Annotated in this window: 23 protein-coding genes; 10 read left to right on the top strand and 13 right to left on the bottom strand. The window is 68.3% G+C overall.

Annotated features, from left to right (window positions below; all coding sequences use genetic code 11):
• Positions 1-31: 31 nt before the first annotated feature.
• Entirely contained in the window at positions 32-1,525 is a 1,494-nt protein-coding gene (locus ACQKIE_RS12190) for a transglutaminase-like domain-containing protein (protein ID WP_427459417.1), read from the bottom strand.
• 89 nt (positions 1,526-1,614) lie between these two features.
• Positions 1,615-3,129: a transglutaminase-like domain-containing protein gene (locus ACQKIE_RS12185; RefSeq protein ID WP_427459415.1), complete on the bottom strand. Its 1,515-nt coding sequence runs from the start codon at positions 3,127-3,129 to the stop codon at positions 1,615-1,617.
• Positions 3,130-3,267: 138 nt separating this feature from the next.
• Between ACQKIE_RS12185 and purT the strand changes: the two genes are divergently transcribed.
• The 5 genes from purT to ACQKIE_RS12160 all read left to right on the top strand — a co-directional run bounded on the left by purT (position 3,268) and on the right by ACQKIE_RS12160 (position 10,020).
• Positions 3,268-4,449 (top strand): formate-dependent phosphoribosylglycinamide formyltransferase, encoded by a 1,182-nt coding sequence (gene purT / locus ACQKIE_RS12180; RefSeq protein WP_427459413.1) that lies wholly within the window; start codon positions 3,268-3,270, stop codon positions 4,447-4,449.
• A gap of 67 nt (positions 4,450-4,516) precedes the next feature.
• Complete coding sequence (locus ACQKIE_RS12175) at positions 4,517-6,223, top strand: hypothetical protein (protein ID WP_427459411.1); 1,707 nt, start codon at positions 4,517-4,519, stop codon at positions 6,221-6,223.
• Positions 6,224-6,234: 11 nt separating this feature from the next.
• Complete coding sequence (locus ACQKIE_RS12170) at positions 6,235-7,068, top strand: SDR family oxidoreductase (RefSeq protein WP_427459409.1); 834 nt, start codon at positions 6,235-6,237, stop codon at positions 7,066-7,068.
• Positions 7,069-7,165: 97 nt separating this feature from the next.
• The gene (gene mrcB / locus ACQKIE_RS12165; RefSeq protein WP_427459407.1) at positions 7,166-9,505 is read left to right on the top strand and encodes a penicillin-binding protein 1B; all 2,340 of its coding nucleotides are present in this window, start codon (positions 7,166-7,168) and stop codon (positions 9,503-9,505) included.
• 2 nt (positions 9,506-9,507) lie between these two features.
• The gene (locus ACQKIE_RS12160; RefSeq protein ID WP_427459405.1) at positions 9,508-10,020 is read left to right on the top strand and encodes a tetratricopeptide repeat protein; all 513 of its coding nucleotides are present in this window, start codon (positions 9,508-9,510) and stop codon (positions 10,018-10,020) included.
• 37 nt (positions 10,021-10,057) lie between these two features.
• Here the strand turns inward: ACQKIE_RS12160 and hemE are convergent, their stop codons facing one another.
• From hemE to ACQKIE_RS12140, 4 genes are read right to left on the bottom strand one after another with little or no spacing between them, the layout of a single operon-like run.
• On the bottom strand, positions 10,058-11,128 hold the full coding sequence (gene hemE / locus ACQKIE_RS12155) for a uroporphyrinogen decarboxylase (protein ID WP_427459403.1): 1,071 nt from the start codon (positions 11,126-11,128) through the stop codon (positions 10,058-10,060).
• Complete coding sequence (locus ACQKIE_RS12150) at positions 11,118-11,381, bottom strand: WGR domain-containing protein (protein WP_167022376.1); 264 nt, start codon at positions 11,379-11,381, stop codon at positions 11,118-11,120. Before ACQKIE_RS12150 ends, hemE begins: the two co-directional genes overlap by 11 nt.
• Positions 11,382-11,409: 28 nt before the next feature.
• Positions 11,410-12,477 (bottom strand): 3-dehydroquinate synthase, encoded by a 1,068-nt coding sequence (gene aroB / locus ACQKIE_RS12145; RefSeq protein ID WP_427459401.1) that lies wholly within the window; start codon positions 12,475-12,477, stop codon positions 11,410-11,412.
• On the bottom strand, positions 12,477-13,016 hold the full coding sequence (locus ACQKIE_RS12140; protein WP_427459399.1) for a shikimate kinase: 540 nt from the start codon (positions 13,014-13,016) through the stop codon (positions 12,477-12,479). Before ACQKIE_RS12140 ends, aroB begins: the two co-directional genes overlap by 1 nt.
• Positions 13,017-13,073: 57 nt before the next feature.
• Between ACQKIE_RS12140 and ACQKIE_RS12135 the strand changes: the two genes are divergently transcribed.
• Positions 13,074-13,904, top strand: coding sequence for an NAD-dependent epimerase/dehydratase family protein (locus tag ACQKIE_RS12135; protein WP_427459397.1), 831 nt, complete (start codon positions 13,074-13,076; stop codon positions 13,902-13,904).
• An 18-nt stretch (positions 13,905-13,922) separates the two neighbouring features.
• Here the strand turns inward: ACQKIE_RS12135 and ACQKIE_RS12130 are convergent, their stop codons facing one another.
• Positions 13,923-14,144, bottom strand: a complete 222-nt coding sequence (locus tag ACQKIE_RS12130) for a hypothetical protein (RefSeq protein ID WP_427459395.1) — start codon at positions 14,142-14,144, stop codon at positions 13,923-13,925.
• Between the two features lie 54 nt (positions 14,145-14,198).
• Positions 14,199-14,738, bottom strand: coding sequence for a hypothetical protein (locus tag ACQKIE_RS12125; RefSeq protein ID WP_427459393.1), 540 nt, complete (start codon positions 14,736-14,738; stop codon positions 14,199-14,201).
• A gap of 21 nt (positions 14,739-14,759) precedes the next feature.
• On the opposite strand from ACQKIE_RS12125, the gene pdxH reads away from it, so the two are divergent.
• Genes pdxH through ACQKIE_RS12110 form a run of 3 tightly spaced genes read left to right on the top strand, consistent with a single transcriptional unit; the run spans position 14,760 to position 16,602 of the window.
• Entirely contained in the window at positions 14,760-15,347 is a 588-nt protein-coding gene (gene pdxH, locus ACQKIE_RS12120; protein ID WP_427459391.1) for a pyridoxamine 5'-phosphate oxidase, read from the top strand.
• Positions 15,348-15,364: 17 nt separating this feature from the next.
• Positions 15,365-15,805: a secondary thiamine-phosphate synthase enzyme YjbQ gene (locus tag ACQKIE_RS12115; protein WP_427459389.1), complete on the top strand. Its 441-nt coding sequence runs from the start codon at positions 15,365-15,367 to the stop codon at positions 15,803-15,805.
• Complete coding sequence (locus ACQKIE_RS12110; protein WP_427459387.1) at positions 15,805-16,602, top strand: ABC transporter substrate-binding protein; 798 nt, start codon at positions 15,805-15,807, stop codon at positions 16,600-16,602. Before ACQKIE_RS12115 ends, ACQKIE_RS12110 begins: the two co-directional genes overlap by 1 nt.
• 16 nt (positions 16,603-16,618) lie before the next feature.
• Here the strand turns inward: ACQKIE_RS12110 and ACQKIE_RS12105 are convergent, their stop codons facing one another.
• The 5 genes from ACQKIE_RS12105 to ACQKIE_RS12085 are packed head-to-tail and all read right to left on the bottom strand — an operon-like array spanning position 16,619 to position 21,143.
• Positions 16,619-17,320, bottom strand: a complete 702-nt coding sequence (locus tag ACQKIE_RS12105; protein ID WP_427459385.1) for an arginyltransferase — start codon at positions 17,318-17,320, stop codon at positions 16,619-16,621.
• A gap of 45 nt (positions 17,321-17,365) precedes the next feature.
• Complete coding sequence (locus ACQKIE_RS12100; RefSeq protein ID WP_427459383.1) at positions 17,366-18,877, bottom strand: GAF domain-containing protein; 1,512 nt, start codon at positions 18,875-18,877, stop codon at positions 17,366-17,368.
• Positions 18,870-19,463: a biliverdin-producing heme oxygenase gene (locus ACQKIE_RS12095; RefSeq protein ID WP_427459381.1), complete on the bottom strand. Its 594-nt coding sequence runs from the start codon at positions 19,461-19,463 to the stop codon at positions 18,870-18,872. Before ACQKIE_RS12095 ends, ACQKIE_RS12100 begins: the two co-directional genes overlap by 8 nt.
• The gene (locus tag ACQKIE_RS12090) at positions 19,464-19,856 is read right to left on the bottom strand and encodes a hypothetical protein (protein ID WP_427459379.1); all 393 of its coding nucleotides are present in this window, start codon (positions 19,854-19,856) and stop codon (positions 19,464-19,466) included.
• Positions 19,857-19,865: 9 nt separating this feature from the next.
• Positions 19,866-21,143, bottom strand: a complete 1,278-nt coding sequence (locus tag ACQKIE_RS12085; RefSeq protein ID WP_427459377.1) for an ectonucleotide pyrophosphatase/phosphodiesterase — start codon at positions 21,141-21,143, stop codon at positions 19,866-19,868.
• A gap of 53 nt (positions 21,144-21,196) precedes the next feature.
• Between ACQKIE_RS12085 and ACQKIE_RS12080 the strand changes: the two genes are divergently transcribed.
• Entirely contained in the window at positions 21,197-21,607 is a 411-nt protein-coding gene (locus tag ACQKIE_RS12080) for a hypothetical protein (RefSeq protein ID WP_427459375.1), read from the top strand.
• The last annotated feature ends 137 nt before the right edge of the window (positions 21,608-21,744 follow it).

Genomic DNA, 21,744 nt, shown 5'->3' with positions numbered 1-21,744 from the left:
ATCAGATTTCAATAGGCCGAATGGCGGCCCCTCAGGGCGCGCCGCGGCCACCGGGGCTGGCTGCCGGCGCGTCGTTCGGTGCCGGCAGGTCCATCAGGTTCGAGCTGGGGATGGCGCGGTCGATGCGGATCTTCGTCAACGCGTTCATCGCCGAGAAGAAGCGCCATGGCTCGCCGCTGCCGGTGCCCAGCGCGATATGGGAGGAATCGAACCGGCGCTGCGCCGAGTCGAAACTGATCCAGCGGTTACCGATCCACGCCTGCGTCCAGGCGTGCGGAACGAACACGCGGGTCGCCCCGCCCATGCGATCGGTATAGACGATGCCGGTCACGACCCGCGCAGGAATACCGAGCGATCGGGCCATCGCGGTCAGGAGCACGGCGTGTTCGGTGCAGTCGCCGCGGCGCGTCTGCACCGTTTCGAGCGCCGACGCGTAACCGACGTCCATGCCCTTGGCATCAATGTAGTCGGAGAGGAAGGAGCGCAGCCGGCGCATGCGTTGCAGGTCCGTTTGCGCATTGCCCGCGGCGCGGCGTGCCAGCGCCACCACCTCCGGACTTTCCGACTGCACCCATGCATTGGGTTGCGTGTCCTCGGGAAGCGGGCCGGGCTCGTCGCCATGGCGCATGCCGAAGCCCACATCCACGATGTAGACGCCGTCCCCCAGCGACCGCACCGCCTGCTCGTCGGTTTCGATGAAAGGGTTGGGGCCGGCGCCACGAACCGTGATGGTGTATCGCACCGGCGCGATACGTAACGCGGACACCATGGGTCGCGGCGAGCTGATCATGGCCGCGCGCAGCAGGTCGATGTCCTGGTCCGGTGCCTGCGCGCAGGCGGCACTGCAATCCGCCATTTCCAGCCGGAAGCCAAGCAGTGGCGCAATGCTGCGGCGGATGAAGCCTTCGTCGTCCACCCAGATGTCGACGAAATGGTCGCTGCCTCCCTTGGCGATCGACTGACGAAGGTGGTGAAGCGTCTCGCGGCGGTCGTCCGGCATGACCACGATCTCGTCGCCGATGACGTCGACGTCGACATTCGCGACCTGTTGCCGCACGGAATCGAAATTGCGCAGTCGGTAGCTCGTACCCGCCTTGAAGCCTTCGGCCACCATCGCAAGTCGCTGCCCCTCGGCGAGCGTCGCACCGGTCGGCCAGATCAGGAGGTTGATCTTCGACTGACCGCCGACAGTGTTCGCGACCTGGAAGAGGCCGTCATCGCGCACTTCACCCGTCGCGAGGTTCTCTTGCGACGACATCCGCGTGCTGGCGTAAAACGCGAGCGGGGCGCCAGCGTCGGACTCGGTGGAACGAAGTTCGGTGCGAAGCGTGAGGGGGGTGCGGGCGCGCGTCATGCGGAAATCCAGCACCTGCCAGGTGACGACCTTGCCGGCGTCGAGCTGGCGATCGATGCGCAAGCTGCCCACCTTTCGGCCGTCCAGGAGAACGGTCATCCAGCGCTCTTCCGCCATGGAAACGGCGGGGATCGCGCACAGTACGGCGAGGACGACAAGAAAGCGTCTCATGAGCGTACTTCCGGATTGTCGGGGACACCTCCATCACAGCACGTTCGCGGCCCGAGTCAAGTCCCCCGTTGGTCATGGATGGGTAGCGCTCAATGGCGAGGCGGCGGCGGGGTCGTCGGGTAGTTGCGGTTCGGCTCCCGCGGTGGCGTGCGCAGCACGGGAGGCGGCGGCATGAAGGGCATGCCGCCGACAGGATTGACCCGCTCGATCCGGATCCTCCCCAGGGATGCCATGGCGGAAAAGAACCGCCAGGGATCGCCACTGCCGACGCCCAGCGCGATATGCGTGGCGTCGAAGCCGCGTTGCGCCGAGTCGAAGCTGACCCAGCGGTCGTCGATCCACGATTGCACCCAGGTGTGCGGTACGAAGACGCGCGATGCGCCGGCGAAGCGGTCCGCGTACACGAGCCCCGTGACGATCCGGGTCGGGATGTGCAGCGAGCGGCCCAGCGCCGCGAGAAGTACAGCGTGTTCCGTGCAGTCGCCTCGACGCGTCTGTAGCGTTTCGAGTGCCGATGCATAGCCCACGTCGAGTCCGGTCTGGTCGATGTAGTCGCTCAAGAAGCTGCGCAGCCGACGCATGCGTTGCAGGTCGGTCGCCGCATCGCCGACGGTCTTCGTCGCCAGGGCGAGGACCTCCGGTGCGCTCGACTGCACCCACGGATTCGCGGCGAGATCCTCGGGCGTCGGGCCGCTTTCCTCGTGCGCTTGCGCGTCGCCGATCGTCACGTCGTAAACGCCTTCGCGAACGGCTTTCACCTGTTGTTCGTCGGTGGTGGCCAGCGGGTTCGCCGCATCCCCTTGCACCGTGACGGTATAGCGCAGCGAAAGCACCCGGAGGTTTCCCATGGCGCGCGGTGCGAGGACCATCGACGACCGCAGGACGTCGAGGTCCTGGTCGGGCGCGCTGGCGCACGCCTCGTCGCACGCGACCATCTCCATGTGCAGCCCGAACATCGGAGACAGTCCCTTGCGCAGGTTGCCCTGATCGTCCACCCACATATCGAGGCGACGCGAGCTGTCGGAGCCGGCGAGGCCCTGCCGAAGATGGTGCAGCGTTTCGTCGCCGCCCGGCAGCTCCACGATTTCATCGCCGACCACCTCGACATCGAGGGTCGCGACCTGCTGCTTCGTGGCGTCGAAGTTCCGCATCTGGTAGCGCATTCCGGGCGCGAAGCCATGGGCTACGATCGCCAACCGCTGCCCTTCGCCGAGCGTCGCTCCCGCCGGCCAGGTGAGCAGGTTCACCGTCGATCGCCCGCCCACGGTCGTGGTGACCTGGAATGTGCCGTCATCGCGGCGATGCGCATCGATCCGTGTCTCCCTCGCGGACGATCGACTGCGTGACTGGAAAGCCAATGGCTCACCGTGAGTGCCTTCCGTCGCCACCACTTCGTTGTGGACGACCAGCGGCGTCTTTCCGCGGGTGACGCGAAGGTCGATGGTTTGGGATGTGACGACCTTTTCGCCCCCGGCGTCGCGCTCGATGAGCATCTTGCCGATCTTCCTGCCGTCGAGGGTGACGGACATCCAGGTGCTGGTGACAGCGGCCTGCGCGGCACCGAACGACGAAAGAAGAAGAAAGACGGCGATCCTGCGTCTCATCGGCAAGTCCCTGTGGCGATGCGTTCCATGAGACCCACGTTCCGCCTGGCCGTCAACCGTGCGCGGCCGTGGCGTGAGCGATTCTCCCGGTCCCTTGCGGGCTAGAATGCCGTGCATCGCCTGCGAGGACTCGGTTTCGTGAAAACTTTCGGTACGCCGCACACCCACACCGCCTTCAAGGTGCTCCTCCTCGGTTCGGGCGAACTCGGCAAGGAGGTCGCGATCGAGCTGCAGCGGTTCGCGGTCGAGGTGGTGGCCGTGGACCGTTACGAGAACGCACCGGCGATGCAGGTGGCGCACCGCAGTCATGTCGTCGACATGCTCGACGGCGCCGCGCTCCGTGCGCTCATCGAGGAAGAGAAGCCGGACCTCGTCGTGCCGGAGGTCGAGGCCATCCATACGCCGACGCTGGTCGCCATGGAGGAGGAAGGCCTTAAGGTGATCCCTACCGCCAAAGCCGCGTGGCTGACGATGGATCGAGAGGGCATCCGGCGCCTTGCCGCGGAAGAGCTCGGCCTGCCGACGTCGCCGTACCGGTTTTGCGACGACCGGGAAGCCTTCCTCGCCGCCGTGGCGGAGCTGGGCACGCCGTGCGTGGTCAAGCCGGTGATGAGTTCCTCGGGCAAGGGGCAAAGCCTCATCCGCGAACCGGCCGAAGCCGACGCCGCATGGGAGTACGCGCAATCGGGGGGCAGGGCGGGCCGGGGGCGCGTGATCGTCGAGGGCTTCGTCCACTTCGATTACGAGATCACCTTGCTCACGGTGCGCCATCGCGACGGCGTGTCGTTCTGCGCGCCGATCGGGCATCGCCAGGAAGAGGGCGACTACCGCGAATCGTGGCAGCCGCAGCCGATGAGCGACGCGGCGCGCGCGTCCGCGGAGCGCCAGGCGGACGCCATCACCGCGGCGCTCGGCGGACGCGGTGTCTTCGGCGTGGAATTCTTCGTCCGCGGCGACGAGGTCATTTTTTCCGAGGTGAGTCCGCGGCCGCACGATACGGGGCTGGTCACGCTGATCTCGCAGGACTTGTCGGAATTCGCGCTGCACGCGCGCGCGATCCTCGGCCTGCCGATACCCGAAATCCACCTCTTCGCTCCCGCCGCGTCCTGCGCCGTACTGGTGGAAGGCGAAGGGCGGGCACCCACCTACCACGGCGTGGCCGAGGCCCTGGCGGAGACGGGCACCATGCTCAGGATCTTCGGCAAACCTGAAGTGCGGGGCCGGCGGCGCATGGCCGTCACGCTCGCCCGGGCGGCGACCGTGGAGGAAGCCCTGGCGAAGGCCACGCGCGCGGCGAGTCGGATACGGGTGGAACTCTGAGGCGGTCTACAACGACCGTTCACGCCTGAATGTTAAGCTGCAAGGCTCCTATGGACGATCCAACCCCATGAGCGGACGCAGAGACTCCAACGACCGCGACGCGCGCGGACGCACCGAACCGACCCTGGGCCGGCTCGACGACCTCGACAAGCCGGCGCCGCCGGTCGACGACGGCCTGCCTCGCATCGTCGTCGACGAACCGCGTCGCCGCACCGCGCCGCCACCGGCGTCGCCGCGCGGCCCGCGCAAACGCGGCTGGCTCATTCCCGTGCTCGTGCTGGTCCTCATCGCCGCGGTCACGGGCTTGTGGCTGCAACAGGATCGCCTGCGCAACCTGGTGCCCGCCACCGAACTCAACGACACGCTCGCCCAGGCGAACCGTGCCCTCGATGAAGGCCGTCTCGACGGGACCCATGGCGACAGCGCGCGCGAACTCTTCGAAAAGGCGCGCGACCAGCAGCCGGATAGCGACCAGGCACGCGATGGCCTGCGCCGCGTGGGCCAGGCGGAAGTGGCGAAGGCCGATGCCGCGCTGACCGCCGGCCAGCTCGACGAGGCCGAGGCGGCGCTCAATGTCGCCCGCGAACTGCTTGGCGGCGGTAGCGACGTGGAGCGGCTGTCGCAGCGTCTTTCGCAGGCTCGCAATCCGGAAACCCATACGGAAACCTTGATCGACCAGGCGCAGCAGGCCTTCGCAGCGGGCAAGCTGGACGGCGACGACGGCGCGGGTGCCCTGTATCGACGCGTGCTCGACGCGGATAAGTCCAACGCCGTTGCCGCGCGTGGCCTCGACAAGGTAGGCGACGCGCTCGCCGCCCAGGCACGCCAGGCCATCGCCGCGAACGACAAGGCGAAGGCCAACGCGATCGTCGATCGCATCGCCATCCTGGTGCCGCGCTATGGCGACTTGCCGTCGCTGCGCGCGGCGCTGGCGGAAACGAAGAAACAGGATGGCCAGGCCGTCGCCGCGCTCATCCAACAAGGCAACGACGCCTTGCGTGCCGGCCGTTTCACGGGCGAGGGCGACGACAACGCGCTGTCCCGCTTCCAGGCCGCGCTGGCCGCCGATCCCGACAACGCCGATGCTAAGGCGGGTCTGGGCCGGGTGGCACAGGCGTTGATCGTGCAGGCCAATGCCGCGATCGACAGCGAGGACGACGCACAGGCCGTGCGCCTGCTCGACCGTGCGGAGAAGCTCGCGCCGAAGTCGGCCGAACTGGCCGCGGCGCGTGCTCGCCTGGGCGGCGGCGAGCCGAAGGCCGCAGCCTCCGGCGACGGTGTCCGCGCCGTGGGGGACGACACCGTCCCCGAAGCCTCGCTGGCCGTCAGCCCGGAGCAAAAGGCGAAGGTCGCCGACCTCGTGCGTCGTGCCCAGGCCGCGGCGTCCCGCGGCGACATCATGGATCCCCCCGGCGACAGCGCCTACGACCTCTACCGCAACGCCCTCGCCATCGACGGCAACGATCCGGCCGCACGCGCGGGCCTGCAAGGGCTGCCCACCCAGGTCGAAAAGCAGATGCAGCAAGCGGCGGCGAACGGCAACGTGCAGCGTGCGGAGAACCTGTACGGCACGCTGTCCGACCTCGCTCCAGGCGACGCCGCCCAGGGTGAGATGCGTCATCGCCTCGGCAGCGCCTGGATCGACAGTGCCCTGCAGCGCGCCGGGCAAGGCGACCGGCAGGGTGCCTTCCAGGCACTCGAGCGGGCACGCCGCTACGTCCCGGACGATCCGCGTCTGCAAAGCGCCTACGAGCGCATCGCGACGGGACGTTGAGCCGGGGCGGCATGACAGTACTGGTGATCGGAGCCTCGGGCCAGATCGGCCAGTTCCTGCTCCCCCGCCTCGTCGAAGCTGGGTACGACTACCTGGCGCTGAGCCGGCAACCGGTCGATGGCGACCCACGCTGGATCCAGGGCGGCCTTCCCGACGCCATGCCCGAGTTCCCTCCGCTCCGCGCCGTCGTCAGTCTCGGGCCGCTGGATCATCTCGCGCCGTGGCTTTCCGCCACGCGGCTCGCGGGCACGCCGCACCTGATCGCGACCTCGTCGATGAGCGCCGAAACCAAGCGCGAGTCGGATGTCCCGGCCGAGCGCGAGCTGTCGCGCCGGCTGCGCGACGCGGAAACCACACTGATCGCCACCTGCGCTTCGCGCGGCATGCCCTGGACGCTGTTCCGGCCCACGCTCATCTATGGCGCCGGCGTGGACAAGAGTCTGACGCCCATCGTGCACGCGGCCCTGCGGCGGCGGATCTTCCCGGTCCCGGCCGGCCGAGGGCAACGGCAGCCGGTGCACGCGGACGACATCGCGGCGGCCGTCGTGGCGGCGCTCGGCTCGCCTTTCGCGCGCGGACAGACCTTCCCGATCGGCGGCGGCGAGCGGATGAGCGCCAGGGACATGTTTCGCCGCACCCGCCGGAGCGCAGGGGGCTTCGCCCTGCCGGTGCCCATCCCCCGTTTCGCGCTGACCCTCGCCACCCTGGTGTCGCCGGGTTTGCGCGGTCCGGTGGACCGGCTCGATAGCGACCTGATTGCCGACAATCACGAACTGGAGCGGGTGTTGGACGTCCATCCGCGTCCTTTCCACCCCGTTCCCGGGACATGGCGCCCGCGAGACTGACCGTCGGCGCCCTCGCTTTGCCAGCGTTCGTTCAGATCGCCGCCGGGCGAGTGCCCCTATCATCCCCGCACGTCTCTTTCCCCAGGACCTCCCCGCGTTGGCCTTCCTGAATCGTCTCGGCTCCCTCCTGCGCGCCAGCTGGCCCTGGCTGCGCATCCCCTTCTGGCTGCTGATGGGCCTGCTGTTCGGCTTCCTCCTGCCGTACACGCTGATCCTCAACGCGCGCCTGCAAGACCGATTCAGCGACCTCGTGTTCGCCGTGCCCACGCGCGTCTATGCGCGGCCCCTGCCGCTGGCTCAGGGCGTGCCGATGACGCCGGCCGCGCTGGAGCTCGAACTCACCTTCGCGGGATACACCACCGAAGGTGGCGGGAAGATCCAGGGCAGCTATTCGAAGAACGGTTCGCGCTTCGTGATCGCCTCGCACGGTTACGCGGGGCCCGACGGTGGGGAATTGCCGCACCGCATCCGCGTCGCGTTGTCGAGCGGGCAGGTGGCTTCCGTTGTCGACGATGCGACCGATAAGCCGATCAAGACGATCCACCTCGACCCCGCGCGCATCGCCACGCTTTATGGCGCGCAGCAGGAAGAGCGTCGCATCGTGCGCCTGGAGAACGTGCCGCCGCTGCTCGTGCAGGGCCTGCAAGCGGTCGAGGACCGCGACTTCAAGAACCACATCGGCCTCGACTTCTCCGCCATCTTGCGCGCGTCGTTCGCGAACCTGCGCGCGGGGCATACCGTGCAGGGCGGGTCCACGCTCACCCAGCAGTTGGTGCGCAACCTGTTCCTCGACCGCAGCCAGAACATGCTGCGCAAGGTCAACGAGGCCATCCTCTCGCTGCTCATGGAAGCGCATTACTCGAAGGGGCGCATCCTCGAGGCGTACGTGAACGAGGTCTTCCTCGGCCAGCAGGGTAACCAGGCCGTGCACGGCTTCGCCGCCGGCGGCGAGTTCTTCTTCGGGCGCCGCCTGGAAGACCTTCGTCCGCAGGAGATCGCCCTGCTGATCGGGTTGGTGAAGGGCCCCAGCTATTACGACCCGCGTCGTTACCCGGATCGCGCGCTCGCACGCCGCAACCTCGTCCTGCAGCAGTTCCGCGACACGGGCCTGCTGGACGATGCGCAGACGAAGGCCGCGCAGGCCACGCCATTGGGCATCGCGTCCAACGCGCAGCTGCCGCACAACCGCTTCCCCGCGTTCATGCAACTCGTCCGCTCGCAGATCACCGCCGACTTCGACGAAGCCGCGTTGCGTGATGGAAGCCTCTCGATCTTCACCACGCTCGATCCGGCCGCCCAGCTTTATACCGAGCAGGCGATCCTCTCGACGACCAAGGCGCTGGGCAAGCGCGGCGCCGCCGCGCAGGCGGCCGCGGTCGTCACCGACACCAACAACGGCAGCGTGCTGGCGGTGGTCGGCTCGCGCGATCCGGGCGACCAGGGCTTCAATCGCGCGCTCGACGCGCGCCGGCCGATCGGCTCGCTGGTCAAGCCGCTGGTCTACCTCGTGGCGCTGGCGCAGCCGTCGCGCTGGTCGCTCGCCTCGATCGTGGACGATTTGCCGATCAACATGCGCCAACCCGACGGCACGCCGTGGACACCGCAGAACGACGACCGCCAGATCCACGGCCAGGTGCCCATGCTCGACGCGCTGGTGCATTCGTGGAACCTCGCCACCGTGAACCTGGGTCTGAAGGTAGGCGTACCTCGGATCAAGGGCTTCCTCGAGTCGTTCGGGCTCGAGAACGTGAACCCCAGCCCCTCGCTGCTGCTCGGCGCGGTGGACCTTTCGCCACTCCAGGTCGCCCAGTTGTACGAATACATCGCCGCCGATGGCCACGCGCTGCCGCTGGTGGCGGTGCGGGGGGTCATGGACGCCAAAGGCCAGGCGATCAAGCGTTACGAAGTGAAGGGCGGCGAAGGCGAGTACCAGACCGCGGCCCGGCTCACCACATGGGCGATGCAGCAGGTCGTCAACAGCGGTACCGCCGCGGCCATCGGCAACTCGGGCCTCTCGTGGCTGCATGCCGCGGGCAAGACCGGCACCAGCGACAGCCAGCGCGACAGCTGGTTCGCAGGCTTCTCAGGCGACCGTCTCGCGATCATCTGGATGGGCCGCGACGACAACAAGCCTACCGGGCTCTATGGCGCCACGGGCAGCATGCGTGTGTGGCAGGAGCTGTTCCGCAAGATGCCGACCCGTCCCCTGCCGACGGCGCTGGGCGACGGCCTGGAGATGGCGTATGTGAATCCACAGACCGGCAAGCGCACTGATCCGTCGTGTGAAGGCGCGCGCCAGTTCCCGTTCGTGGCGGGTTACGCGCCGGAAGCGGAGGAGGGCTGTTTCTGGCAGCGATTCAAGGGTATGTTCGGCGGCGACGCCGAGCCTTCCGCGCCCGGCCAAGTGCCCCCGGTACCCAGTAATCCTACGGATTGACCATGCATCGCCTTCGTTTTTGTGCCATCGCCGCCGTCACGCTCGTCGCCGCCTGCAGCCAGCCCGCTCCGCCGCAGGCCACCCGTCCCAGCAAGCCCACGTACGACATCGTCGCCCAGGTCCGTGCCGCGGGTGAGCGCGAGAAATCCGCCATCGAGGTCGCGCCGCTGCGCGATCCCGGCGTGCAGGGCCTCGAGCAGGCCGCGCAAGCCGACGAACGCGCCGGACGCTACGACGATGCGGATGCGAAGCTGGTGCAGGCGCTGAAGCTCGCCCCCGAGGCGCCGGAGCTGATCCAGGATCGCGCCGAAATCGCCATTCGCCGACAGGACTATCCGCTGGCCGAGAAGCTGGCGAAGCAGTCGTTCGACATGGGCCCGAAGTCCGGCAGCCTGTGCGCCCGCAACTGGCAGACCATGGTGGAAATGCGCCTCCAGGCCGGCGACACCAATGGCGCGAACAGCGCGCGCGGCGAGTTGGCGAAGTGCCACATCGCGGGGCCCAACCGCTTCTGAGTAGCCGAATCGCCGACCCTGTCGGCGATGGGTGTCCTCAGGCTGTCCGGATCGCCCGTCCGTGCGCGTGCACGGTATCCACCAGCACCTTCACGTTGTCCGGGTCCACCTCGGGCGTGATGCCGTGGCCCAGGTTGAACACGTGCCCGGGGTGGTTGCCGAAGGCGTCCAGCACCGCGCGCGCTTCGCGCGCCACGACCTCCGGCGATGCCCGCAGCACCGCCGGGTCGAGGTTGCCTTGTAGCGCCACGCGATCGCCCACGCGGCGGCGGGCTTCACCGATGTCCAGCGTCCAGTCGACGCCGAGGCCGGCACAGCCAGTGTCCGCGAGCGCTTCGAGCTGGCCGCCCGCGCCCTTGGAGAACAGGATCACCGGTAAGTCGCGGCTGGCCGGGTCGGCCTTCAGCGCGTCGACCACCTGCGCCATGGTGCGCAGCGAGAACTCGCGGAACGGGGTCGGCCCCAACAGCCCGCCCCATGTGTCGAACACCATCAGTGCCTGCGCGCCGGCATGGGCCTGTGCGATGAGATAAGCGGCGACGGACCGCGCCACCGTGTCGAGCAGGCGATGGGCGAGGGCGGGCTGGTCCCAGGCCAGCGCCTTCACCCGCGCGAAATCGCGCGAGCCTTCGCCTTCCACCATGTAGCAGGCGAGCGTCCACGGGCTGCCCGAGAAGCCGATCAACGGAACGCGTCCGTCCAGCTCCTGGCGGATCAGGCGGACCGCGTCCATCACGTAGCGCAACTCGCGATCCATGTCCGGCACGGCGAGCGCCTCGATGGCGGCGGCATCGCGCAGCGGTCGTGCGAAGCGCGGACCCTCGCCCTGCTCGAACGAGAGGCCCAGACCCATCGCGTCGGGAATCGTGAGGATGTCCGAGAACAGGATGGCGGCATCGAGCTCGAAGCGCTCCAGCGGCTGCAGCGTGACCTCGCAGGCGTATTCGGGATGCGTCGCGAGCCCCATGAAGCTGCCGGCCCGCCCCCGCGTGGCGCGATATTCCGGCAGGTAGCGGCCGGCCTGGCGCATCACCCAGATCGGCGTGGTGTCGGTGGGTTCGCGGCGCAGGGCGCGCAGGAAGCGGTCGTTGCGAAGCTCAGCGGCCATGCGCCGACTCCTGTCCCTGGCTGAACATGACTTTGAAGCCTTTCTTGATCTGGGCGTCGCGCGCCTTGGTGAACGCGGCCAGCGCGGCGTCGCGGTCGACGAAGACCTCGCGCTTGAGCATGGCCTTGCCGCCCTGCACGCCGCTCTCGCGGTACAGGGTCCAGCCGCCGAGCAGGTCCTGCTCCAGCGTGATCTGGACGTAGCGGGGCGACTCCGCCCCCGCTTCGGGCATGGTTTGCAGGTAGATCCGCATCAGCGATCCGTGACAGGCGCAGGGCCGATCATTGTAGGACACCGAGGACATCGTCGTCCGGCACGTTGGAAACGATTTCCGCCTTGCCGATGCCGCGCCAGAGGATGAGGCGCTGGGTGCCGGCGCTGTTCTTCTTGTCCAGGCGCATCAGTTCCAGGAGCCGGCCGGGCGCGTGCGCCTTCGACGGTTCGGTGGGCAGCCCGAGGCGCTGGAGGAGGGCGACAAGGCGCCCGGTGTCTTCGTCGCTCGACATGCCGAGGCGCGCGGATAGCCTGGCGGCCAGCACCATGCCGATGGCCACGGCTTCCCCGTGCAGCAGTTCGCGGTAATGGCCCGCGGTCTCGATGGCATGGCCGAAGGTGTGGCCGAGGTTGAGCAGGGCACGCTCTCCCTGCTCGGTTTCGTCGCGCGAAACCACGCCCGCCTTGTACGCGCACTTGCGCGCGATCGCTTCAATGAGGGGCGCCTGTTCGCGCGCGGCGAGCGCATCGGCGTTCGCTTCCAGCCAGGCGAAGAAGGCGGGATCGCCGATGGCGGCGCCCTTGACGATCTCCGCCATGCCCGCGCGGTATTCGCGTTGCGGCAGCGTGTCCAGGACGGCGATGTCGGACACCACGGCGCGCGGCTGGTGGAAGGCGCCAGCCAGGTTCTTGCCGACCGGCAGGTTCACGCCCGTCTTGCCGCCGACCGAGGAATCGACCATCGACAGCAGCGTGGTCGGTACCTGGATGAAGTCGATGCCGCGCATCCAGCAGGCGGCGGCGAAACCCGCCAGGTCGCCGACGACGCCGCCGCCGAGGGCGATCACGCAGGCGTCCCGCGTCGCGCCGAGCTCGCCCAGCGCCTCGAGTACACGGCCGACGTTCGCGAAGGTCTTGTGCGCCTCGCCGTCTTCCAGGAGGAAGGACGACCAGCGCAATCCGTCGAGGCCCTGCGCAAGCGTGTCGAGGTACAACGGCGCCACCGTGCTGTTGCTCACCACGAGTACGTGTCTGCCGCGGATGAGGGCGCGCCAGCGAGCGCTGTCGCGCAGGAGGCCGGGGCCGATCCAGATCGGGTAGCTGCGACCCCCGAGGTCGACGTGCAGGGTTTCCATCAGGTGCGTTTCCAGTGGCGGTCGAGGAGCGCGACGACGCGGGGAACGGCATCGTCGACGCTTTCGTGGCGGCCGCGGAAGATCAGGTCCGCGATCTCTTCGTACAGGTGGTTGCGACCGTCGGCCAGTGACGCGAGCCGTTCACGGCGATCGCCCCCGGCGAGCATGGGTCGCACGGTGTCGTGGCGCAGGCGGTCGAGCTGCTCGTCCACATCCACGCGAAGCATGAGCACGGTACCGCGCGACATCAGTGCCTCGCGGTTGCCCGGATCGAGCACCGCACCCGCACCGGTGGCGAGCACGATGCCCTCGCGAAGGCTAAACTCGTCGAGGTGCGCGCATTCCCGCGCCCGGAACCCCGCCTCGCCTTCGCTCGCGAAGAGCTCGGCGATCGTGGTGCCGCAACGGGCCTCGATCTCGACGTCGAGGTCGACGAAACGCAGGCCGTAGTGCGCCGCGAGGCGGTGTCCGATCGAGGTCTTGCCGGCGCCCGTGGGGCCGACCAGGAACAGGTTGGGCGAAGGATTCATCGCGCTCATGATAGGGGCACTCCGATCCAATGTCGCATCGTCATGACACCAGGAAGCGCTGATCATATGCCTCGTTCTCGAACCGTCCTGGTAGCCGGTGCCGGAGACGTCGGCACGCGGGTGGCGCGCCGCCTGGTCGCGGAGGGGCGCAAGGTCTTCGCCTTGCGCCGTGGCGAAGGCACCCCCGGCGACGGCATCGCCTGGCTCCGCGGCGACCTCACGCGGCCAGGTACGCTCGCTGGCTTGCCCGCCGTCGACGCATTGGTCTTCTCGCCGACACCCGACGCTCGAGACGAGGCCGCGTATCGCGCGGTCTTCGTCGACGGCCTGGCGAACCTGCTGGACGCGCTGCCGTCGCCGCCAGCGCGAACGCTCTTCGTCTCCTCGTCAGCCGTGTACGGCGAGCACGGCGGCGGCTGGGTCGATGAAGACACGCCGCCAGAACCGCCGGGTTTCAATGGACGCCTCCTGCTCGAGGCGGAGCGCCTGCTCGCTTCACGTGGCGTGGGTGGCGTTTCCCTGCGACTCGCGGGGCTCTACGGCCCGGGACGCGCGCAACTGTTCGAGCGATTGCGTGAGGGGAAGGCCGCGGTTCCCCGTGGCCAGCCGGTCTATGCGAACCGCATCCACGTCGACGACGCGGCGGCGGCGCTCGCCTTCCTGTTGGATATGCAGGATCCGCAGGCCATCTATGTCGGCGTCGACCATACGCCGCTGCCGATCGACGCCCTCTACGACCACCTGGCGCGGTTGATCGGCGCGCCATTGCCACCGGACGGGCCCGGCCCGGCGGGCGTGGGCAACAAGCGCCTCTCCAATGCGCGGCTGCGCGCCGCGGGCTTCCGCTGCGCGTGGCCCGATGCGCGGGACGGCTACGCCGCCCTGCTTCCCTTGTAGGAGCTGCTATCGCGGCTCCTACAGGGTTGAGGGGCGCCGATGCTCGTCGAGGGCGACGATCAGATCCGCCTTCGCGTCTAGCGTCGCCAAAGCTCGCCGGCTGATCCGCTCGTAATGCTGCAGGAAGCGCGACAACGCCGGTCCATCCATCGCGGCAGGCTCGCCGTGCTCCCGCAAAGGCTCTTCGGCCTCGTCCCGCCATCTCGCCACGACGTCCCATGACGGCGCGCGCAACAGCACCAGCGCATCGAGGCGTTCCCAGATGGGTCGATACTCGGCCAGACGTACATCGACCTACCGTCGCCAGCGGCCGTCCGCATCTTCGTCCCGTTCCAGCGCGTTGACCGGCTCGGACAATTTGTGCGGATCGGTGGCCGGTTCCACGCCGACGCACCATCCCTCCAGGACGACCAGCTTCGGCGGTTCGCCGATCGCGGGCCAGAGTGCCGCGTCGTACCGGTCGTCCCGGCTCTTGTCGAAACGTGGGATGCGTACCGGCCTCTCCGGCGAAGCCTTGGTCAGCGCATCGAGCGTGGACGCGAGCAGGGCGAGGTCGTGCGTGCCCGGCACGCCGCGGGTGCGGAGGAGGGGGTGCAGGTTGACGGCGAGCGCCTCGCGTTCCACCCGGGTCAGATACACATCGTCGATGGACAAGGAAACGGCACCCCAGCCACGCTCGCGCGCCACGTCGATGAGGCCGCGCGCCAGCGTGCTCTTGCCGCTGCCCTGGAGGCCCGAGATGCCGAGCACGAAAGGGTGTTCCGCCCGCTGGACGGCGGAGCCGAAACGGGCGAGGACGGTCGTGGCCAGCGTGCTAGCATCGGTGGATTCCATGGCCGACAGCATAGCCGCATCATGCTCACCCCACTGATCCTCGATACCTTCCGCACCCTGCTCGACGAGGCGAAAGCCAGCGGCGACAACGAACCCACTGCGATGAACCTGTCGACGGTCGATGCCGGCGGCCGCGTCCACTCGCGCATCGTGCTGCTCAAGGCCGTGGACGAGAAGGGGCTGCGCTTCTTCACCAACTACGAAAGCGCCAAGGCGCAGGAAATCGCCCAGCACGCCGCTGTGGCGTTGTGTTTCCACTGGAAGCTGCTGCGCGACGGTATCCAGGTGCGTTTCGAAGGCCGTGCCACGAAGACGTCCGCCGACGAATCCGACGCGTATTTCGCCACACGGCCCCGTGGCAGCCAGATCGGCGCCTGGGCGTCGAAGCAAAGCGAGGAGCTGCCGGACCGGCAGACGTTCGAGGGTCGCGTGGCGCACTTCGAGAAGGAGTTCGCCGGCCGCGATGTGCCCCGGCCGCCGCATTGGGGCGGCTACCTCGTGGAGCCTGACCGCGTGGAGTTCTGGTACGGCGCGACGTTCCGCCTGCATGAACGCATCGTGCACGCGGCGGACGGTACACGCTGGTCGAGCCGCCTGCTTTATCCATAGCGACCGAGGAGTCGACCATGAGCCGAGCCCAGCCCGTCCAGCATGTCGCGCAGACCACCTTCACCGTGCACACGCGCGGGCGCTCGCTCAGTGAAATCACCGACCGCATCGCGGAGGCGGTCGTGGCAAGCGGTGTCGGCACCGGCATCGCGCACGTCTTCGTGCAGCACACCAGCGCGTCGCTGCTCGTGGGCGAGAACGCCGATCCCATGGTGGTGGCCGACCTCGAGCGCTTCTTCGCGCGACTCGTCCCCGATGGCGACCCGTTGTTCCGGCATCGCGACGAAGGGCCCGACGATATGCCGGCCCACGTGCGTTCGGTGCTGACCGGGGTGTCGCTTTCACTGCCGGTGCATGGCGGCAAGCCGCTCCTCGGCACCTGGCAGGGCGTGTTCCTGTACGAGCATCGGCACGAAGCGCACCAACGCAAGATCACCGTCACTATTTCGGGTCATTGATGTCCGACGCTTATCCGCAGCGCATCGTCTGCCTTACCGAAGAACCGACCGAAGTCCTCTATGCCATCGGCGAGGAACATCGCATCGTCGGCATTTCCGGCTTCACCGTGCGGCCGCCGCGGGCGCGGAAGGAAAAGCCGAAAGTCTCCGCGTTCACCAGTGCGAAGATAGGCCAGATCCTCGACCTGAAGCCCGACCTCGCCATCGGCTTCTCCGACTTGCAGGCCGACATCGCGCAGGAACTCATCCGCGCCGGCGTGGAAGTGTGGATCAGCAACCACCGCAGCGTCGATGGCATCGTGGCGTATATCCGTCGCCTCGGTGCCATGGTCGGCGCGACGGCGAAGGCCGAGGACCTCGCGCGTCGCGCCGAAGCACACCTGGCGCAGGTCGCCGCACAGGCCGCGGCGTTGCCGCGGCGCCCGCGCGTGTACTTCGAGGAATGGGACGAGCCGCTCATCACCGGCATCCGCTGGGTAGGCGAACTGGTGCGCATCGCCGGCGGCGACGACGTCTTTCCGGAACTGCTGGAGGAGCCGCTGGCGAAGCAGCGCATCCTTGCCGATCCGATGGAGGTGGTGCGCCGCGCGCCGGACATCGTCTTCGGCTCGTGGTGCGGCAAGCGCTTCCGCCCCGAGCACGTCGCCGCACGCCCCGGATGGGCCGACGTTCCCGCCGTGCGCGACGGGGAATTGCACGAGATCAAGTCGCCGATCATCCTCCAGCCCGGCCCCGCGGCACTCTTCGACGGCATCGACGCGCTGCACGCGGTGATTGCGCGTTGGGCGAAGTCCTGAAGGTTGGCGAGCTTCTTTAAGGCATCGGGATCCAACGCCCGTGCCGCCGTATTTCAAGCGGCTTGAAGCGCCGCTTGTAATCCATCTTCGGGTGGCCGGCGATCCAGAATCCGAGATAGAGGTACGGCACCCCGCGACGTCGGGCCAGTTCCACCTGTTGCAGGATGCCGAACGTGCCGAGGCTGCGCGCGTCTTCGTCCGGATCGAAGAACGTATAGACGGCCGAAAGTCCCGCCAGGGCGATATCGGTCACGGCGACACCCAGTAGCCGCCGGCCCTCGCGGAACTCGAGGAACAGCGTGGGACTCCACGGCGCGGCGAGGAAGCGCTGGAAATCCTCCGCGTCCGCCGCATCCATGCCGCCGCCGCTATGGCGCGCGTGCAGGTAGCGCTGGTAGAGCGCGTGCCGCTCGTGCGTGAAACCCGGCATCTGCTCGCTCACCGTGAGATCGGTGTTGCGCTTCAGGCAGCGGCGCTGACCGCGGTCGGGGGTGAAGTTGTCGACGTCGATGCGGCAGGGCACGCACGCCTGGCAGGCCGTGCACTGCGGGAGGTAAAGGTGTCCACCCGCGCGGCGGAAGCCCTTCGCCAGCGCAGGCCCGTAAAGCCTGTCGAGGTGCGGCGCACCGGGGTCGACCACGAGGTTCTGCGCCGTCCGCTCGGCGAAGTAGCCGCAGGTGTGCGGCAAGGTCTGGAAGAGGCGGACGCGGTCGGTCATGACCCGATGTTATAGCGCTCCTGCGCGCGTCGCGTCACCGCGGCGTTACGGGCCGGTTCCACGGGTCGATCGCTCGATCAGTTCGCCCAGCTCCCGTGCCGATGCGATGTGCAGGCGCGACCAGGGCCGCGAGCGACCGCGCACCGTTTCCTGCCACGCCTCGAAGCTCTGCCGCGGCGACAGTCGCGCGCCGGGAATGGTCTCCAGCTTCGCCAGCGAGGGATTGCCGCCCCAGCGTACCTGGCGCACTTGTTCCGCGCGCGTCCACATCACCGCATCCCACGAATCGGGCCACAGCGGCATGAAGATGACGCCGGCGGCCAGTTCCGCGATGGACGGGTCGGCAAGCTCCTCGTCCCATGCGCCGATTCGGTCCGTGTGCAGCACACTGTCCCTGTTCTTGCCCTGTCCCGTGGCGGCGTCGCGGATACGGCGCAGGGCCACCTCGTCGGGGACCTGACCATGCCGCACGACACGGTCGCCCGCGAAGATGGCGACGCCGTCGGCATCGACCACGTCGAGCAATTCGGGTGCCAATCGGGCCAGCAGGTCCGGATCGATACGGTCGCTCTCGTTGAACGCCGTGATCAACTTCTCGCGCACGGTCAGCAGGGTGCTCTCGACCTCGATCTCCGCCAGCTCCTCGATCGCGGCGACGCGCGCCGCGAACGCACGAGCGATCGCATCCGCGGCTTCGCGCATGCGGTGGTCAGTGAAGAAGGGGCTGTAGTGGTGACACGAGATGAGGCCCCATAGGGTGCCGTCCACGATGATCGAGGCCACGAGGGATGCGGTGACACCCATGTTGCCAAGGTATTCCAGATGGACGGGCGATACGCTGCGCAACGAGACATCGCTGAGATCGGTCGCTTCGGCGGTGACCGGATCGTACGCGGGCAGGATACGCGCCGGCACGTACTTGCAATCGCTGATCTGGCGCACGCGGTTGCGCAGGTACAGGGCGCGTGCCTGGGCCGGAATATCCGTGGCCGGGTAGTGCATGCCCAGGTAGCCTTCCAGGTCGTCGCGTCGCGCTTCCGCGATGATTTCGCCGTGCCAATCGCGATCGAAGCGATAGACCATGACGCGGTCGTAGCCGAGCAGGCTGCGGATCGTGCGCGCGATGCGCGCGCCGGCGCGTTCCGCGTTGGGATCGTGCTCCAGCCGGAGCGCCAGCTCGTGGGCGACTCGCGCGGGATCGTCGTCGAATGACGTCTCGCGCGGCTCGATCTCGATCAGCCAGCGCGTTTCGTACGCGTGCACGGCGGCATGCCAGGCCTTCGTCTTGCGGGCGTGGGGAAAATCCACAGGCATCCACGCGCTGTGCGCCGGGCGTTCCGCGCCGAACAGGCTGCCGGGGAAATCGATCACCTCGTGCAACGGTGCGTCGAGGACCGTTTCGACGTCGATCCCGATGATGTCACCGATGTTTTCGCTGACCTGCAGGATCGCCTGCGTCGTGGCGTCCACGACAAGCAAGGCGCCGTGCGGCTGGATCGAGCCGGGGATGTGGATCGGCTCGCGATCGCAGGCGGTAAGGTCGGGAAGCTCAGCCATGCGCGGCATCGTCCTTTAGAGTTTGTTGAAAGCGCGCGAACATGCGCAGCGCGCCATCGACGGCGGCCTGGAGCGCGTCCGGTCCGGCCAGCTCGCGATCGAGCACGGCCTGGAACCGGCGCCACGAGCCCGTGTCGCTCTCGCCAATGGCATAGAAGTGATGGGGAAGGGACGGGAACCGTTCGCGGAGGCGCTTCACGATCAATCGGCCGCCCAGGGCCGAGCCTTCGATGACATACAACTCGCCCCAGGCAGCCTGTTCGCCGTCGATGGCTAGCGCCGGCTCCCGCACCAGGCCGGGCGCCTTGCCGAAGTTGCCGATGTCGGTCGCCAGGCACTGCGCGCGTGACACGTAACGCCAGCCGGCGTTCGCGACGGCGCCTGCCAACCATGAACCGCGCTGGTTCTCCCACTCGAGGAACAACGCCTGTTGCAAGTCGAGCAAGCGACGATAGCCACCCTCGTCGAGATCCCCCGACAGCAGCCGCACCATGAGCGGTGACGCCTCCGCCGCTTCATGCGCGGCGCGCGTGGACTCGCGGAGGACGATGTGGGCCGGCGAATGGACTGCGCGAGCGCCGTCCATTCAAAGCACCTGGGTAGCCCTGAGCACGACCACCAGCATGACGCCGGCGACGATGGCCAGCACCATGAGGCGCACGCGCGAGGCCGTGCGTTGCGCCGGCGCGCGGCGATCCGGCTGGCGGTGCAGCTGCAGTTCTTCCTGGAAGCGGACCACCGGCTCGATGCCGATATCCTTGAGCAAGGCGCGGGCTTTCGGGAAATCGTCGGCGCCCTTCACCCAGACCTGCGGCCAGGCATCGCGGTCGTCATTGCGCTGCGAGTAGCTGAAACGCTGGTACGTGGGACGGTTCCAACTCGAGCGGTTCGTCACCGTCGTCTCGATGCCGTGCTCGGTGAGCAGGGCGACGATACGGTCGATGTTGTCCTGGCGGGGCGATGTATAGATCTGGCGCATGCCGCGATTCTACGGGAATTGGCCGGCGGACGACGCGGACGTGCCCGGCGCGCGTAACACGCCCTTCACGTCGCCGAGGTTGCCGTCGTTCGGCAGCGGCCGCAGGCCTAGCAGGTGGGCCAGGAGGGGGTAGACGTCCACGTTGGGGAACGGCGCGATGCGGACCCCGCGGCCGATGTCCGGGCCGCGGGCCACGAACAGCGCGCGCATGGCCGGGTCCAGGTTGTCGTAGCCGTGCTCGCCGCGCGACATGGGCATGGTGCGCTTCGCGAGGACCTCATGGCTGGTGATCGACCAGCCCGTTTCGGCGAGGCACAGGTAGGCCGGCACGCGCGGGTTCTTGCCATAGTCCAGGCGGGCCGGCAGCGCCTCCTTGCGATAGCAGCGCATGTGCGCGTGCGGGCCCAACAGGCGCGCAACCGCCCGAGAGCCATCGACGCCTTGCTTCGCGTTGAAGGTGGCCATCACGCCGTAGGAGATGGCATCCAGCGCGTCGAGGTCGGTTTCCTCGTCGGCGAAGACGATGTTCCCGCGCGGCACGTCGGCCATGCCGTGGTCGGAGACGATGACGAGGTTCGTCGCGTCGTAGAGCCCGCGCCGGCGCAGCTGCTCGACGAGGTAACCGAGAGCGTCGTCGACTCGCCGTAATGCCTCGTCCACTTGCTTGGAGTCGGGGCCGAACTCGTGACCCGCATGGTCGACGTCGTCGAAATACAGCGTGTCGAAGAGGGGGCGCGGGCCAGGCAGGTCGATCCATGCGAGCAGCTTGTCGACGCGCTGCCGTGCTGTCAGCGAATCGTCGAACGGGATCCAGTGGTCGGGCCGCGCGCCATGGATCTCCGCTTCGGTGCCCGGCCAGAACATGGTCGCCGTGCGCAGGCCGTGCTTCTGTGCCGTGACCCAGATCGGCTCGGCCTGGGCCCACCAGCGGCCGTCACTCGTGGCGTCCCGGTTGCCCAGGCTGAACTTGCCCAGTGCGGGATCCCACATCGTGTTGTTCACGATGCCGTTGCGGTCCGGCACCCGGCCCGTCACGAGCGTGTAGTGGTTCGGGAAGGTCAGCGACGGGAAGGACGGCAGCATGTACGCCGCGGTCGCGCCGTCGCGGGCCAATGCGGCGAGATGGGGCGTGAGTCCACGTTCGACATAGTCGGCGCGGAAGGCGTCGATCGAGACCAGCAGCACGGCGTGGCGCGCATCGGGCGCGGCCTCGCGCAGCGCGCAACCGGCCAGCGGAAGGAGGAGCAGCGTGAACAGCAGGCTCCAGCGGGACAACGTGGCGTTCATGGGCGGGGACGTAGGGTTTCAGACAGACAATCCTTCCATGATGGACGAGTCCGATGACCAATTCATCACGCAACATCTTGCTGGGTCTCCTCACCGTCGCGCTTCCCGCGCTGGCGCTCGCGCAGACCCAGCCCGCGAAAACCGCGCCGCCTCCGCGCCCCAGACCGATCGTGATCACCACGCCCAGCCCGAGCCAGCAGTGGCAACGGCAGGTCGACCGGCAGCAGTTGCAGGATCGGCAGAACCAGAACGCGCTGCGCGAGCAACTGCGCCAGGGCAATGTCGACAGGCAGCGCGCCAACACCACCGATCCGACCCTGCGCAACCAGCTCGACGCCACCGACCGGAGCGAGCAGCAGCTCTACCGCGCGCGACAGGATGCCGCGGCACGGCGGTACCAGACCCTCCCGCAGCCGGAAACGACGCGGACGGCGCCTGCTCGTGCCGGTTCGGCAGGGCGCTAGGAACGATTCAGAGGACCGGCGTGGGAAGCGGGGGGGGGGGCGGGGGGGGGGGGGGGGGGGGCGCCCCCCCCCCCCCCCCCCCCCCCCCCCCCCCCCACAAAAAAAAACAAAGACAAACACCGCCGCCCCCGCGCACC

The organism is Luteibacter sp. NPDC031894, from assembly GCF_050273135.1.
Lineage (GTDB): Bacteria > Pseudomonadota > Gammaproteobacteria > Xanthomonadales > Rhodanobacteraceae > Luteibacter.
The sequence above is the reverse complement of the archived record's forward strand: the minus strand, read 5'-3'. Positions and strand labels throughout refer to the sequence as shown.